Genomic DNA, 13166 nt, shown 5'->3' on the forward strand with positions numbered 1-13166 from the left:
AGGTGGGCCTGCATCGCCACTGGTGAGGACGTGCTGATTCGCGGCCGTTCGGTGCCGTGCGGGCGCGCCGTTTCGCGGGACGTGCCGCGTCGCCCGAGGCGTTGCTCGCCGGACGCGTTTCTCAGGTGGACGTGCCGCTATGGAGCGTCCGAGACCCGCGCGGCGCTCGTGCGCCGGGTCGAACCGCTCAGGCGTCCGGGTCCGCCGGGGTCCACTCCCCGTAGGCCGCGTCGGACAGCAGGGCGGCGGCGCCGGCGGCGACGCCGGTCACGGTGAGCACGGCGGGCCAGGCTCCGATCTTCTTCGCGAGCGGGTGGGAGAGTCCGAAGCCGAGCACGTAGGTCGCTCCCAGCGCCGCGGCGGTCGCAGGGCCGCGACGGGCCAGCCATGTCCGGCCCGCATACAGCCCGGCCGCAGCGAGGACGACGCCGCCGAGGGGGCGGAGCCCCGTCTCCCGGGCGGTGAGCCAGCCGCCGATCAGTCCGGTGGCGACGACCGGGGCCGTCGAGACCTCGCCGGCGGGCTTGAGGGTCATGCCAGTGCGCTTCCCGGTGCTCATGGCACGAGTCTACGTCCGGGCCGACGGGCGGTCGATCGCGGTATCGATACCTAGGCCGGCAGGCAACGGGGAGGGGTTCGAGGGCCGGGCTCGGGGAGGCTCGCGGCGGGTCGGAGAGCGGGCTGCTCGTGCGAAGTCGCTCTCGAGGATCAGCGTCGGCCTCGCCGCTCAGCGGACCACGGCGATGCCGTGCGCGGGCACGAACCCGGGCGCGGGCGGGCCGACGGCGTCGAGCATGTCGGCACCGCTGACGACCTCCAGCACCTCGCCCTGGACGGGTCGGTCCGCGTCGCCCAGATTCACGACGAGGGTGAGCTGCTGAGCCGCGGCGCCACCACCGGCGGCCGAGTCCTGCGCGCCCCCACCGCCTGGGCGCGGGGACAGCGTGATCTCGGCGAAGGTGTCCTCGAGGCTCTCGCGGCGCACGGTGACCTCCGCGTCGGCCAGCCACGGCTCGCGACGGCGCAGCGAGAACAGCCGCTGATGGACCTCGAGGATCCGCGGGACGGCCTCGCGGCTGAGCACGCTGAGGTGAGGTGAGGTCGCCGCGGACTCCGTGGGCGCGGAGGCGCCGACGCTGCCGGCAGCGCCCGCGATCTCGGCCGGATCGTCGGGGAACGCGGGGCGCACTGCGTCGTCCCCGCCGGCGCGGTCCTCCTTGATACCGGTGGCGCCGAACTCATCGCCTGCGTACACGGCGGGGATCCCCGGCAGCAGCGCCAGCAGCGCGTAGGCCACGGCGAGATCCCGGCCGTCGGCGACCTGGGAGGCGATGCGGGTGGTGTCGTGATTGCCGACGAAGATCAGCGGATGCTCGTCCCCGTCGGCCGCCAGGAAGTCCCGGTGGCGACCGAGGGCATGCTCGAGCTCGAAGAGGTTGTGCTCGCGCAGACTCGACCAGATCGCCTTCCACAGCTCGTACTGGGTGATCGAGTGCGCCCCGGAGGCGGCGGCGATCGCCGGGTAGTCACCGTGGATGACCTCGCCGAGGATCCAGGCGTCGGGATGGGCCGCGCGGACCCGCTCGAGGATCGGAGCCCAGGCCTCGGCACCCGCGGCGTACATGGCGTCCAGTCGCCACCCGTCGGCCCCGCGCTCGAGCCACAGCCCCATCACCCGGACGACCGCGTCCTGGACCGCGGGATCGGTGAGGTTCAGCTCGACCAGGTCGACGTTGCCCTCGAAGCCGTAGGGCTGGTCCCCGGCCCAGCGGATGCGGTCGCCCTCCGGCGTGCCGGGGCCGGCGGCGATCGCGCGCCGCGCCTCGGGGTGCAGGTGGGAGACGTGGTTGAAGACCCCGTCCAGCACCACACGGATCCCGCGTTCGCGGCAGGCGGCGACCAGGGCGTCGAAATCCGCCTCATCGCCCAGGCGCGGGTCGAGCCGTCGATGATCGAGGGTGTCGTACCCGTGGGAGACGGAGTCGAAGATCGGGTTCAGCAGCAGCACGTTCGCGCCGAGGCCGACGAGATGGTCGAGCCATCCCTGCAGCCGGCGCAGGCGGTGGACGACGTTCTCTCCCTCGGCCCCGGCGTAGGACTCGCCGACCAGGTCCTCGCGGTGCAGGGGCGCTCCGCAGAACCCCAGCGGATAGACCTGCCAGCAGATCGCGTCGCGGATCCAGGCGGGCTCGGACGGGGCGGGCGTGTTCATGCCGCCATCGTAGGCGGGGCCTTCCCGGCGAACCCAGCCCGGAAAGCCCGGACCGGTGTTCAATGGGGTCTCGAGGCGGGCCGACGCGCCCCCACCGTCAACATCCCGGGAGGGAGCACCGATGATCCGGCTGCGCACCGACTTCTTCGCCGAGTCCCTCGGTATGGGCACCTCGATGGTGGTGCTGATGCCGCAGTCCGCCGCAGGAATCGGCATGGAAGTGGCGGACCGCCGACCTGCAGGCGGCGCAGCGGCGCCGGTGCTGTACCTGCTGCACGGTCTCAGCGACGACTGCACCGTGTGGGAGCGCCGCACCGCGATCGAGCGCTACGCCGCGGACAAGGGCATCGCCGTGGTGATGCCCGAGGTGCGCCGCTCGTTCTACGTCGACGAAGCGGTGGGGGAGCAGTACTGGACCTTCGTCTCCGAGGAGCTGCCGGAGCTGGTCGCGCGGACATTCCGCGTCTCCACCGCCCGCGAGGACACCTTCGTGGCGGGGCTGTCGATGGGCGGATTCGGTGCGTTCAAGCTGGCGCTGAACCATCCGGACCATTTCGCGGCGGCCGCGAGCCTCTCCGGGGCGCTGGATCCGGCGTCGCTGTCACTCCACGGGAATCGTGGGAACCTCGCCGAGCGGGTCTGGGCCGGCCGCGATCTCGCCGGCACCGATGACGATCTGCTCGGGCTGCTCGCGGCCGCGGACGCGCAGCAGCTGCCGGCGCTGTTCCTGGACTGCGGCACCGAGGACGAGCTGGTCGGGCAGAACCGGCGTTTCATCGCCACGGCGGAGCGGCACGGCGTCGGCCTGACCTCGCGTCTTCGCCCCGGTGCGCACGCCTGGGAGTTCTGGGACCAGGGGATCCAGGACGTGCTGGACTGGTTGCCGATCCGGGGCTGAGCCTCACCCCGCGTAGAGCGCGACCGCGACCACGGCGAGATAGACGATCACCTCACCGGCGAGGTTGAGCCGGCTCGGGGGCCGCAGATTCTTGGCCTGCCGCGCAGTCGGCTCTGCGGGAGGCGAGCTGACGAGCGCGCGCCGGCAGGCGACGACCGCGCCGGTGACCGTGACCAGCGAGAGCAGCCACGGGCCCCACCACATCGACGCCGGCAGGATGCCTGCGAGCCCGAGGATGCCGATGATGCTGGCGGCACTGAGCGTCCGCAGGAAGATGCGAACCGGATGCTCGTATCGGATCCACAGCTGGACGATGGAGATGACCAGCAGCGCGAGGACCGCGACGCCGGCGATGAGGGGAAGGGAGGCCAGCACGGTGTTCACAGTTCGACCTCCCCGGTCAGGACGGCCACGGCGACGTCATCGAGCGACCGCGCGGTGTCGGTCAGGAGCACGATGCCGCGGCCCGTGGCCGGGTCCCACCCGGTGAACGCCGCGAAACCCCCGGTCATGCCGTTGTGCCAGGTCATCAGCTGCCCTGTGCCCATGTCCTCGTGGAACCAGTTCATCGAGGTCTCACTGGACTGACTCTCGGTGAACAGGACCTCGGTGGCGGCCGACGCGCCCGGCGCGGTCCCCTCGATCATGCCGGTCAGGTAGAGCGCGAGATCCTCGGCGGTCGAGCGGATGCCGCCTGCCGGGGCGACACCGTGCATGGTCCACGCCGCGTTGGGAAGCCCGGCACTGGTGTGGCCGCGCGTGGCCGTATCCCGCAGGCCCTCCGGGGTGATCGGAGCATAGGTCGAGGCCAGCGAGAGCGGTTCGAGGATCCTGTCTCCGAGCAGCGTGGCGTAGTCGGTGCCTGCGGCGCGTGCGAGCAGCTGGCCCTGCAGGGCGACGCCGAGGTTGGAGTACGCATAGGAGCCGCGGCCGTTCGGCGTGATGCCCAGCGCGTCGGCGATCACCTCATCGCCGTCCCGCGCGGGGTAGGGATCCTGGCGCAGGAGCGTGCCGGTGAACCTGCCGGTCCACCAGCTCGGGGCGAGCGACGGGATGCCGGAGGTGTGAGTGGCGAGCTCGGCGAGCCTGACATCGGCGATCGCGCTCTCCTCGGCCTCGTCCCCGAGCACGTCGGCGACCGTGCTCTGCACAGTGACCTCCCCACGTTCGACGGCTGAGGCCAGCAGCGCACCGGTGAACGTCTTGGTCACCGAGCCGACCTCGAACTCGTCGGTCGCTTCGGCCCCGAAGCCCCCGAAGCGGGTGGTGCCGCTGCCGTCGAGATAGGCGATCGCGACGCGGCGATGGCCACTCAGGTGGGGCTGCAGGGCGGCGGTCACCTGCTCGTCACCGGTCGGATCCCCGAGGCGGGCAGGGCGCGGACCGGACAGCGCGGTGATGGCGAGGACGCCGGCCACAGCCGGGATGCCGGCTGCGAGCACCGTGCGCCGCGAGAAGGACGTGCCCGTCCGGGAGGGCGCGTCGGGATCGGAACCGGAATCGATGTCGGCGTCGGTGCCGATGTCGGCTTCGGGGTCGGCTTCGGTGCGGTCGGGATGCTGGTCGGTCATGGTCAGCCCTTCTCAGCAGCGGAGATGATGGTCAGCAGCGGGACCACCCGTGAGGCGGGGATCGTCCAGGTGCCGCGTCGGGGAGAGGTCGCCCATCCGGCGTTCTGCAGCGCGGACAGATGGTGGTACGCGACGCCGGTCGAGCCGAGCTCCAGCTCGTCGACGATCTGGGCGACGGTGCGTTCGCCGTCGATCAGCCGGCGCAGGATCGCCAGCCGCAGCGGATGGCCCAGCGCGGCCACGGTCTCTGCGTGCTCGGCCCAGTCCGTCTCGAGCAGGAACTCCGTCGGCCGTCCCCATTGGTACTCGAGATGACCGAGGCCGACGTCGACCGTCCCCGTGTAGACGACCGCTCCCGGCGACTCGACCTGCGCCTTCAGGGCGTTCAGCGCCCACCACGGGCTGCCCGCGGGCTCCGGCGTCGAGGTCGCCTGGTCCGATGGCTGCGCGACGGCCGAGCGCGTGTCCGCGACCGGGGCCGGGCGCGTCGAGGAGTGTGCCCGGTCCTTCTCGAGCTCCGCGACCCGCTGCTCGAGGCGTCTCAGGCGAGCGGTGATCTCGCCGGTGCTGCCCTCGTCATCCATCGCTCAGGTCCCCCTCGACGTCGGGGCCTCGCACGGTCGCGTCAGATCACCGTCGGACCGCGGTCGTGCCGGGTCGTTGCCGTGCTGGATCTCGGACGTGCGGAAGCCAATTCCTACGCAATTACGGAATAACAGAGTAGCAGCGGGGTGCGTGCTGTGCACAGGGGCGGGAGAGGTGTACGAGCCGGCATGCTCGGGTCGACCGCGAATGCGGCACGATGAGGGGTGCACCGTCGGGCCGGTGGACCTCACCGGCCCGCGCCCCTCGAGCCTTCGGGAGAGTCTTATGGCCGTCTTCGCCGTGCAGTACACCTACACCGACGATGCCGAGAAGGTGCAGGCCGTGCGGCCGGAGCACCGCGAGTACCTGCGGGAGCTGCACGCCGCGGGGACGCTGCTGCTGGCCGGACCGCTCGGCGGGACCCCGGGCGGTCTGCTGATCGTGCGCGCCGGCTCCGAGGAGGAGGCACTGGCCGCGGTGGACGGCGATCCGTTCGTCCGCGACGGTGTGGTCATCGACCGCAGCGCGCGCGAGTGGACCGTCTCGATCGGGGAGCTCCCCGGCGCCTGAGCGTCTGAAGCGTCAGGGCGCCGTCACGCCCCTGTCGCTCCCGCGTCGAGCTCGCCGTCGTCCTCGCCGGCAGCTCGACGTCGGCCCGCGGCCTGCATGTCCAGCAGGTCGCCGACGGTCGCGGTGGCTTTGACGTCCTGGCCGACGATCACCAGGGGAAGGGCGTCCTCGCCGCCGTGTTCGTCCAGCAGGGCGCGGGCCTCCGGGTCACGGTAGGCGTTGACCCAGAGCACGTCCTCGCGGGGTGTGCGGATCGCCGTCTGCATGCGGGCCGACAGCGGGTTCCCGGGGGCCCACAGGATGATGGAGACGTCGTCGGCGCGCCGCTGCAGCGCCGTGGCCAGCGGAGTGTGCGGGCCCGATCGCAGCGGGGAGGTCCAGAACGCCATGAACAGGGCGAACAGCGCGAGGGCGATGGCGGCGATGAGCTGGTCGGCGACGACCAGGGCGGCGGCGACCGCGAGACCTCCCACGGCCAGCAGGCCCGGTCGCAGCCAGGCTCGCGCCGGGGGCCGGCCTGCTCGGCGATCTCGGCGTGCGGAGGCGTCGCGGCTGGTCATGGCACCAGAGTACGCAGGGACTTTCGGGATGGACTGAACGTCGGGTGGCGGTTCAGATCAGCGCTGCGGTGCTGGAGCGCTTGTTGGTCTCGGCGACCAGGGCGTCGCGCACGGCGCTGACGGCCGGGATCGACTGGGCGCCGCGACGGTTGATCAGGCCGATCATCCGCGTATCCAGATCCGGCAGCGCCCGCACCACCACGTCCTGCGTCGGGGCCGCCTCCAGTGCCGTCTCCGGCATCAGGGCGACCCCGCCACCGTGCATGATCAGCCGTTGGACCACGGTCGAGTCGTCGCTGGAGTGGCGCACCTTCGGTACGAATCCTGCCCGACGGGCGCTGGAGAGCATGTTCGCCCGGCACCGCTCGCAGCCGGCGATCCACGGGTCCTCGGAGAGGTCGGCCAGGGTCAGGTCGGGGTCCTCGGCGCGCGGGTGGTCGCGGGGGAGGACGGCCATCACGCGGTCCTCCATCAGCGGGGTCCACTCCAGGGTGCCCTCGGCATCGATGTCGCTGCAGGGGTAGCGGAACACCAGCGCCAGGTCGAGGTCGCCCTCGCGCAGCGCGGCGACGGCGTCCGGGGGCTCGAGCTCGTCGAAGGTGACGTCCAGATCCGGCGCGGTCTCCTGGAGGTGCGCCAGCACCGGCGGCAGCAGCACCGCGGCGGCCGACGGGAAGGTCCCGAACTTCACCGTGCCGCGACGCAGTGCGGTGATGTCGGCGAGCTCCTCCTCCGCGGCGTGCAGCTGGGCCGCGATCGCCTCGGCGTGTGCGGACAGACGTCGGCCCGCCTCCGTGGGCGTGATCCCGGAGGAGGAGCGCAGCAGCAGCTGGGTGCCGACCTCCTTCTCCAGGGCGGCGAGGTGCTGGGAGACCGCGGGCTGGGTCCATCCCAGCTCACGGGCGCCGGCGCCGATCGAGCCGTTGCGCACCACGGTGCGGAAGATGAGCAGCCGTCGAGGGTCCATGCTTCCATGGTAGGCACTCGTCGCAAGCAGTGCTTATGACTTTGTGTGATGTGCGCGGACGGTGCTCGCGACGGCAGCGGTCTCGCCGGCCCCGAGGAGGCCCGAGACCTGATCTCGACCCTGCAGGAGCTCACGCGCAGCATGCGTGCGCTCACCGCCCCCGATTCTCCCGGCGAACCCGCCGGGGCCACCCGCCGGCCCGGCTCGGCGACAGCGAAGGAGACATCATGAAGGCCCTCTACACCGCAGAGGCTCTCTCGACCGGCACGGGCCGTGACGGTCACGTCCGCACGCTCGAGGGCACGGTCGATCTCGACATGGCGACTCCCACCGAGATGGGCGGTTCGGGCAACGGGGCCAACCCCGAGCAGCTGTTCGCCGCCGGCTACGCCGCCTGCTTCCACTCGGCCCTGAACCTGGTGGCAGGCAAGGCCAAGGCCGACGTCAGCGACTCCACCGTCGGCGGCCGCGTCCAGATCGGCCCGGACGACAAGGGCGGGTTCCAGCTCGCCGTCCAGCTCGAGGTCGTCATCCCGAACCTTCCCCACGACCAGGCGCAGGAGCTCGCCGACGCCGCCCACCAGGTGTGCCCGTACTCCAACGCCACCCGCGGGAACATCGAGGTCACGGTCACCGTCTCGGACGACTGAGCAGCGCTCGTCGTCGTCCATCGCCTCGTGGTGCGAGGAATCCGCGTCGTCCGGAGCCGCCACACAGGACAATGAGCGCGGGCGCCCGGAATCGCACGGGTCGAAGGGAGGGTGGTGGATCGTGGCCGGCTCGCACGACGGCCCGGGGCCCTCGGTGCTCGAGGTCCGGTACGGGACCGCCCGACCGCGGCGCACGAGCCTGTGGATCATCGCCCTCGGGGCGCTGCTCGGGGCGGGTTCCTCGGTCCTGCTCGAACTCGGCCTGGGCGCGATGTGCGGCGTGCTCGTGTGGGCCGGTGCCCTGATGCTCGCTGATCGCCGTCTCGCTCGCGCTCGGTTCTTCCTCCCGGCGGCAGCGGTCGCCTATGCGGCAGCGCTGATGTGGCCGTTGCTGCCGGCGATCGTCTCCAGCCCTGAGTCCGTGCTGTCGGTGTTCACGTGGGTCTATGCACTGGCGTACTCGTGGGTCAACGGGCTGCTGCTGGGCGCGGCCACGCTCGTCGTCATCCTCCTCTGGTTCGTCCGGCACGGTCGCCTTCGGTGAACCGGGCCGGGGGCACGTGGTCAGCCTGATAGTCGCGGGTGGATCGCCGCATGTCACCGTTCCGGCGGGGGGAGCGATGCTTGCCTGAACTTGAGCGTGGCCGGGTCAGTCCAATGCCGGTCAGCGGCGCGCGCGCAGCAGATGGCGTGTGGAGTGGGCGACGAACGAGCCGTCGCGGCGGATGATCCGGTCCATGGCGGTGAGTCGCTCGCGGTAACGGTCGACGTCGAAGTCGGGCACCCACCACACGCATTTGCGCAGGATCCACACCACGGCACCGACGTCGAAGAACTCCATCCGCAGTCGCGCGGTGCGCAGCTCGGTCACCTCGAGCCCGGCGGCCTCCGCAGCCGCGGCCTCATCGTCGGGATGCCTGCTGCGGCGCTGCTGATCTGTGGTCGGCCCGATGAAGTGCTCGATGAGCTCGAACGCCGACTCGGGGCCGACATGCTGGGCCAGGTACTCGCCGCCCGGCGTGAGCACACGGGCAATCTCGTCCCAGGCCGGGCGGACCGGGTGCCGTGAGGTGACCAGGTCCGCTGCGGCCGCGGGCAGGGGTATCGGTCCTTCGGGTGCAGTCTCGTGGACGTGGACCGCTCGCGGCTCCAGCAGGGCACGGGCCGCGGCGGCGTTGGGCGGCCACGATTCAGTGGCATGCTGGGTCGTTGCCAGCCGTGGACACCGTGCCAGAACTTCGCCGCCGCCGGTGTCGAGGTCGATCGCCGTGCCGGCCGAGGCCACCGCTTGGGCGAGCTGTTGTACGTAGCGCCAGGGCGGCCGCTCCTCGGTGGCTCTCCCGTCGAGGTAGTCGAAACCCCAACCGCCCACATCGGCGGCGGCGGCCTCAACGATGAGCTGTTCGGCGGGGCGCATGGAGTCATGATGCCTCACGGCCCCGCCATGCTGGGGCCATGGGGGCGCAGTGCACGAGGGCCGACGGGGGAGGGGAGTTCTCCCCATCGCGGGTCGGGCGGATCCGACATACCGTTCATGACGTCCACAACAGCGCCGGCGCACGACGAGAGCTCGAGGCCCGGCACGACCTCATGGAGGAACCCGTGACCCGCTCGATCTTCACCCGCAGCGCCGCCGCCGGCGCGCTCGCCCTGTTCGCCCTGTCCGCCTGCGGCGGCTCTCCCGAGGAGGCTGCCGAGGGGGACGCCCCCGCCGTCGAGGAGGAGGCTCCCGCGGCGGAGGTCGACGCCTCCGACGGCGGCGGCGAGGCCGACGAGAGCGAGCCCAAGGCCGACGAGGCCGACGAGAGCGAGGCCGAGGAGGGCGAGGCCGACGAGGACACCGGCTCCGCCCCGGCCGGCGAGTCCGTCGAGGTGCCGATCGACGAGACCTTCACCGATGAGGAGACCGGAGACGAGATCACCGTCATCTCCGCCATGCGCGACATGCCCTCCGAGCACGACTCGATCTACATCGAGGAGGGCGGCGAGGTCCTCTACCTGCAGATCGAGGTCACGCCCGGCGAGGAGTTCGGCGGCGTCGTCTCCATGCGTGACTTCTTCATCCAGTACGGGGACGAGGAGGAGAACGCGAAGAGCTCCCTGGGCGAGGAGATCTCCGAGGCCGGCTACACCGAGTTCGAGAGGGCCCCGCGCCGCGATGGTGCCACGGAGCCGGCGTGGATCGGCTTCACGGTCGAGGGTGAGCGCCAGGAGTCCTACACCGCCGCATACGTGCGACCGGAGACGGAGATCCTCGGCGAGGACGAGACCATCCCGGAGTTCCGCCACGAGTTCGAGATCCCCGCGCCCTGAGCCGGTCTCATCCGCTCGTCGGGCGCGGGATGCTCACGCCGATCTCCACGGTGCCGGCCTCCCGGTCCTGGGCGGCAGCCACGCTGCCGCCCAGGTGCTCGGCCAGCACCTGCACGATCGATAGGCCCAGCCCGCTGGTGCGCCCGGAGCGGGAGCGGTCCGCCGTGTAGAAGCGTTCGAACAGCCGCTCGGCATCGATCTCGGTGCCGGGCGGGACGCCGTTGCGAACGCGGATCTCGAGGCCATCACCAGCGCCGAGCACCTGGACCTGGACCCGGAGCAGCTCCCGGCCGTGCTGGACAGCGTTGCGGACGAGATTCTGCACGATCCGGGTCAGCTTCTCCCGATCTGTCTCGACCACCAGAGCAGCCGGCGGATCGTAGTCGACCTCCATGCCCGCGCCCTCGATCTCGGCCGTCATCCCCAGCAGGCACTCGGCGATCAGGACGCCGACGTCGACGGGCTCGAGGTCCAGCGCCGGCTCCGCATCGAGCAGGTACGCGTACTCGTAGAGCCGGTCCACGAGCGTGCCCAGCTCCGCGGTCTGCCGCTGGGCCACGGCCAGCTGCGCCCGCTGCTCCTCGTCGAGAGTGCTGCGCTCCAGCAGCTGAAGATAGCCCCGCACCGTGGTGAGCGGAGTGCGCAGGTCGTGGGAGATGTCCGCGATGAACGAGCGGATCCTGCGCTCCTCGACGCGGGTGCGGGTCGAGGCGGCCTGCGCCTGGCGCACTGTCTCGTTGACCTGGGCAGCCAGTGACTCCAGCTGCGGCACCACCAGGGAGAGCGTCACGGAGCTGTGCGCACCCTCGCCCCGCTGCCGCTCCAGCTGCCGGCGCACCGCGCGGATCTGCCGCAGCACGATCACCAGGTATGCGGCGGTGAGAAACCACAGCACACCGAGGATCACGGCGAGGGCAATCACGGCACTCCCGGGCGGTGAGGCTGGCTGGACAGGACGTCGCTGGGGCGGGCGCCAGCTTATGCGCACCGTGACGGCGCCCGGGGGAGGAACGGTGGCCCGTGCGCAAGCCCCCGGGCACCCGGTTGCCTCGGGGTCGCGGGCGCGCGGCCCCGTATGCACTCACTTCACGTCGGCCCTCCGGAAGATCAGCCAGGTCACCGCGCCCATCAGGGCGATGAACACGATCGACACCGCCACCGCGGCGAGCATCTCTGCGCCGCTGGAATCCGGTCCCGGCGAGTGCTCGGCGGAGAATGGCGTGAGTCGCACCAGGGCGTCCAGCCCGTCGACGTCGGCCGCGGTGGACGCCAGCAGATCCGCGACGAAGGACCACACGAATCCCGCCGCCATCACCACCAGTGGACGCTGCAGCCAGATCGCCAGCGGCAGGCACACCGCGAGCTTCGCGGCCGTGAGGATCGCGCTGGTCAGCGTGATGGCGATGACGCTCGAGAGGGCCTCTGAGGTGAGCTCGCCGCTCTCGGTCAGCGCCAGCGAGAACGCCGTCGGGATGGCCGGAGCGAACTCCGCCCCGGTGGCTCGGCCGACGAGGACGGCCAGGCCGTAGGGGAGAGACAGCGAGGCCACCAGCAACGCCGCGATGACGGTCTTGGAGGCGACGAACGCTCCGCGCCCGGAGGCCAGCAGGGCGTTGTGCACGGACTTCGTCTCGAACGGCTGGGAGATGGTGATCCCGTACAGCAGCGGGCCGAGCAGGGAGATCAGCAGGATGTCGCTGAGTCCCTGCACGCCGTTGGCGGAGGCCGCTCCCAGGTCGCCGACGGCGAGCTGATGCTGCAGCCACGTGTAGAGGGCGGCGGCGATGGCGGCCGCCACCAGGCACAGGGCCGCGGTCGGGCTGTGGCGTAGGACGTAGAGGTCCGCGCGCAGCTGATTTGTCATGACCGGTCTCCTCCGATGACGGACAGGAAGAAGGATTCGAGGCTCTCGCCCTCGCGGGCGAGCCGGGTGAGCCACACATCGGCCGACACCAGCGTGCGAAGCACCTGCTCCGCCTGCTCGGCGTGGTGGGGCAGGCGCACCGTGCGATCGGGCATCACGCGCGGATCGGCTTCCGGGAACTCGCGCTCGAGCACCGTGACCAGGCGTTCGGTGTCCTCCGCGGCGAGTTCCAGGTACTGCTGGGTCTGCGCCTCGAGCTCGTCGAGGGTGAGAGTCATCCGCACCTCGCCGGCCTCGACGATGATGTAGTCGCTCGCGGTCTGGAACAGCTCGGGCAGGTTGTGGCTGGAGATCAGCACGGTGATCCCGCGCTCGGTGGCCAGATCGCGCACGAGACGTCGCACCTCGACGACTCCGAGGGGATCCAGCCCGTTGACCGGCTCGTCCAGCACCAGCAGCTCCGGATCGGCGATCAGGGCAAGAGCGATCCCCAGGCGCTGCCGCATGCCGAGCGAGAAATCTTTGACCCTCTTGCGGCCGGTCTCGCCGAGGCCGACGAGTTCGAGCAGCTCGCCTTCGCGGTCACCGCCGGGGACGCCGCGCATCAGGCGGTGCAGGTGCATGTTCTGCCGCGCCGTCATGCCGCCGTGGAGGCTGGGAGCCTCGATGAGGGTGCCGATCCGGGCGAGGTCCTCCTGCTGCGGGGTGTCCTGGCCCGAGCCGAACAGCTCGATGGCTCCGCTGGTGGGGATGCTCAGCCCGGAGACCAGGCGCATCAGCGTGGTCTTGCCGGCGCCGTTGCGGCCGATCAGTCCGTAGATCCGGCCCCGCTGCAGTCGAAGATTCATCGACTGCACGGCGGCGTGATTGCCGTAGCGCTTGGTGAGATCCCGGGTGACCAGGACGTCCTCACTCATGGGTCCTCCTCTCGCTCGATGGCTCGACGTTACGGAGCATGTGTCGGGCGGGCGTGAGG

At 71.3% G+C, this 13166-nt stretch carries 16 protein-coding genes; 5 read left to right on the forward strand and 11 right to left on the reverse strand.

The window, feature by feature from the left end:
* Window positions 1-187 precede the first annotated feature (187 nt).
* Window positions 188-559: a hypothetical protein gene (locus tag ACFQS2_RS01990; RefSeq protein ID WP_377792545.1), complete on the reverse strand. Its 372-nt coding sequence runs from the start codon at window positions 557-559 to the stop codon at window positions 188-190.
* A gap of 168 nt (window positions 560-727) precedes the next feature.
* Window positions 728-2212 (reverse strand): alpha-amylase family glycosyl hydrolase, encoded by a 1485-nt coding sequence (locus tag ACFQS2_RS01995; RefSeq protein ID WP_377792546.1) that lies wholly within the window; start codon window positions 2210-2212, stop codon window positions 728-730.
* A gap of 121 nt (window positions 2213-2333) precedes the next feature.
* On the opposite strand from ACFQS2_RS01995, the gene ACFQS2_RS02000 reads away from it, so the two are divergent.
* Complete coding sequence (locus tag ACFQS2_RS02000; protein WP_377018708.1) at window positions 2334-3110, forward strand: alpha/beta hydrolase; 777 nt, start codon at window positions 2334-2336, stop codon at window positions 3108-3110.
* 3 nt (window positions 3111-3113) lie between these two features.
* Here ACFQS2_RS02000 and ACFQS2_RS02005 read toward each other — a convergent pair whose 3' ends face one another.
* The 3 genes from ACFQS2_RS02005 to ACFQS2_RS02015 are packed head-to-tail and all read right to left on the reverse strand — an operon-like array spanning window position 3114 to window position 5265.
* Window positions 3114-3494, reverse strand: a complete 381-nt coding sequence (locus ACFQS2_RS02005) for a hypothetical protein (RefSeq protein WP_377792547.1) — start codon at window positions 3492-3494, stop codon at window positions 3114-3116.
* Window positions 3491-4681 carry a serine hydrolase domain-containing protein gene (locus ACFQS2_RS02010; protein WP_377792548.1) on the reverse strand — a complete coding sequence of 397 codons (1191 nt, stop codon included), beginning with the start codon at window positions 4679-4681 and terminating at the stop codon, window positions 3491-3493. The genes ACFQS2_RS02005 and ACFQS2_RS02010 overlap by 4 nt, the downstream gene beginning before the upstream one ends.
* Before the next feature lie 2 nt (window positions 4682-4683).
* Window positions 4684-5265 carry an ArsR/SmtB family transcription factor gene (locus tag ACFQS2_RS02015; protein WP_377792549.1) on the reverse strand — a complete coding sequence of 194 codons (582 nt, stop codon included), beginning with the start codon at window positions 5263-5265 and terminating at the stop codon, window positions 4684-4686.
* A gap of 286 nt (window positions 5266-5551) precedes the next feature.
* Here ACFQS2_RS02015 and ACFQS2_RS02020 point away from each other — a divergent pair, with 286 nt between their 5' ends.
* Window positions 5552-5836: a YciI family protein gene (locus tag ACFQS2_RS02020; RefSeq protein WP_377792550.1), complete on the forward strand. Its 285-nt coding sequence runs from the start codon at window positions 5552-5554 to the stop codon at window positions 5834-5836.
* A 23-nt stretch (window positions 5837-5859) separates the two neighbouring features.
* On the opposite strand, the gene ACFQS2_RS02025 is transcribed toward ACFQS2_RS02020, so the two are convergent.
* Both ACFQS2_RS02025 and ACFQS2_RS02030 read right to left on the reverse strand, forming a co-directional pair.
* Window positions 5860-6396: a hypothetical protein gene (locus ACFQS2_RS02025; RefSeq protein ID WP_377792551.1), complete on the reverse strand. Its 537-nt coding sequence runs from the start codon at window positions 6394-6396 to the stop codon at window positions 5860-5862.
* 52 nt (window positions 6397-6448) lie between these two features.
* The gene (locus ACFQS2_RS02030; protein WP_377018717.1) at window positions 6449-7363 is read right to left on the reverse strand and encodes a LysR family transcriptional regulator; all 915 of its coding nucleotides are present in this window, start codon (window positions 7361-7363) and stop codon (window positions 6449-6451) included.
* Window positions 7364-7590: 227 nt separating this feature from the next.
* Between ACFQS2_RS02030 and ACFQS2_RS02035 the strand changes: the two genes are divergently transcribed.
* Both ACFQS2_RS02035 and ACFQS2_RS02040 read left to right on the forward strand, forming a co-directional pair.
* Window positions 7591-8013 (forward strand): organic hydroperoxide resistance protein, encoded by a 423-nt coding sequence (locus ACFQS2_RS02035; RefSeq protein WP_377792552.1) that lies wholly within the window; start codon window positions 7591-7593, stop codon window positions 8011-8013.
* 121 nt (window positions 8014-8134) lie between these two features.
* The gene (locus tag ACFQS2_RS02040) at window positions 8135-8557 is read left to right on the forward strand and encodes a hypothetical protein (protein ID WP_377792553.1); all 423 of its coding nucleotides are present in this window, start codon (window positions 8135-8137) and stop codon (window positions 8555-8557) included.
* Window positions 8558-8677: 120 nt separating this feature from the next.
* On the opposite strand, the gene ACFQS2_RS02045 is transcribed toward ACFQS2_RS02040, so the two are convergent.
* On the reverse strand, window positions 8678-9430 hold the full coding sequence (locus ACFQS2_RS02045) for a methyltransferase domain-containing protein (RefSeq protein ID WP_377792554.1): 753 nt from the start codon (window positions 9428-9430) through the stop codon (window positions 8678-8680).
* Between the two features lie 185 nt (window positions 9431-9615).
* On the opposite strand from ACFQS2_RS02045, the gene ACFQS2_RS02050 reads away from it, so the two are divergent.
* Window positions 9616-10326, forward strand: coding sequence for a hypothetical protein (locus tag ACFQS2_RS02050; protein WP_377792555.1), 711 nt, complete (start codon window positions 9616-9618; stop codon window positions 10324-10326).
* Window positions 10327-10333: 7 nt separating this feature from the next.
* Here the strand turns inward: ACFQS2_RS02050 and ACFQS2_RS02055 are convergent, their stop codons facing one another.
* The 3 genes from ACFQS2_RS02055 to ACFQS2_RS02065 all read right to left on the reverse strand — a co-directional run bounded on the left by ACFQS2_RS02055 (window position 10334) and on the right by ACFQS2_RS02065 (window position 13107).
* A complete protein-coding gene (locus ACFQS2_RS02055) occupies window positions 10334-11248 on the reverse strand; it encodes a sensor histidine kinase (RefSeq protein ID WP_377792556.1) in 915 nt (304 codons plus the stop codon).
* 159 nt (window positions 11249-11407) lie between these two features.
* Window positions 11408-12190 (reverse strand): hypothetical protein, encoded by a 783-nt coding sequence (locus tag ACFQS2_RS02060; protein ID WP_377792557.1) that lies wholly within the window; start codon window positions 12188-12190, stop codon window positions 11408-11410.
* Window positions 12187-13107 (reverse strand): ABC transporter ATP-binding protein, encoded by a 921-nt coding sequence (locus ACFQS2_RS02065; RefSeq protein WP_377792558.1) that lies wholly within the window; start codon window positions 13105-13107, stop codon window positions 12187-12189. Before ACFQS2_RS02065 ends, ACFQS2_RS02060 begins: the two co-directional genes overlap by 4 nt.
* Between the last annotated feature and the right edge of the window lie 59 nt (window positions 13108-13166).

This window comes from Brachybacterium sp. GCM10030267 (genome assembly GCF_042666875.1).
In the GTDB taxonomy this organism is placed as follows: domain Bacteria; phylum Actinomycetota; class Actinomycetes; order Actinomycetales; family Dermabacteraceae; genus Brachybacterium.

Excerpts from the sequence above, each read along its gene's own strand:
- ACFQS2_RS01990 (WP_377792545.1), bottom strand. The coding sequence starts at position 559 with ATGAGCACCGGGAAGCGCACTGGCATGACCCTCAAGCCCGCCGGCGAG.
- ACFQS2_RS01995 (WP_377792546.1), bottom strand. The coding sequence starts at position 2,212 with ATGAACACGCCCGCCCCGTCCGAGCCCGCCTGGATCCGCGACGCGATC.
- ACFQS2_RS02000 (WP_377018708.1), top strand. The coding sequence starts at position 2,334 with ATGATCCGGCTGCGCACCGACTTCTTCGCCGAGTCCCTCGGTATGGGC.
- ACFQS2_RS02010 (WP_377792548.1), bottom strand. The coding sequence starts at position 4,681 with ATGACCGACCAGCATCCCGACCGCACCGAAGCCGACCCCGAAGCCGAC.
- ACFQS2_RS02015 (WP_377792549.1), bottom strand. The coding sequence starts at position 5,265 with ATGGATGACGAGGGCAGCACCGGCGAGATCACCGCTCGCCTGAGACGC.
- ACFQS2_RS02020 (WP_377792550.1), top strand. The coding sequence starts at position 5,552 with ATGGCCGTCTTCGCCGTGCAGTACACCTACACCGACGATGCCGAGAAG.
- ACFQS2_RS02025 (WP_377792551.1), bottom strand. The coding sequence starts at position 6,396 with ATGACCAGCCGCGACGCCTCCGCACGCCGAGATCGCCGAGCAGGCCGG.
- ACFQS2_RS02030 (WP_377018717.1), bottom strand. The coding sequence starts at position 7,363 with ATGGACCCTCGACGGCTGCTCATCTTCCGCACCGTGGTGCGCAACGGC.
- ACFQS2_RS02035 (WP_377792552.1), top strand. The coding sequence starts at position 7,591 with ATGAAGGCCCTCTACACCGCAGAGGCTCTCTCGACCGGCACGGGCCGT.
- ACFQS2_RS02045 (WP_377792554.1), bottom strand. The coding sequence starts at position 9,430 with ATGCGCCCCGCCGAACAGCTCATCGTTGAGGCCGCCGCCGCCGATGTG.
- ACFQS2_RS02060 (WP_377792557.1), bottom strand. The coding sequence starts at position 12,190 with ATGACAAATCAGCTGCGCGCGGACCTCTACGTCCTACGCCACAGCCCG.
- ACFQS2_RS02065 (WP_377792558.1), bottom strand. The coding sequence starts at position 13,107 with ATGAGTGAGGACGTCCTGGTCACCCGGGATCTCACCAAGCGCTACGGC.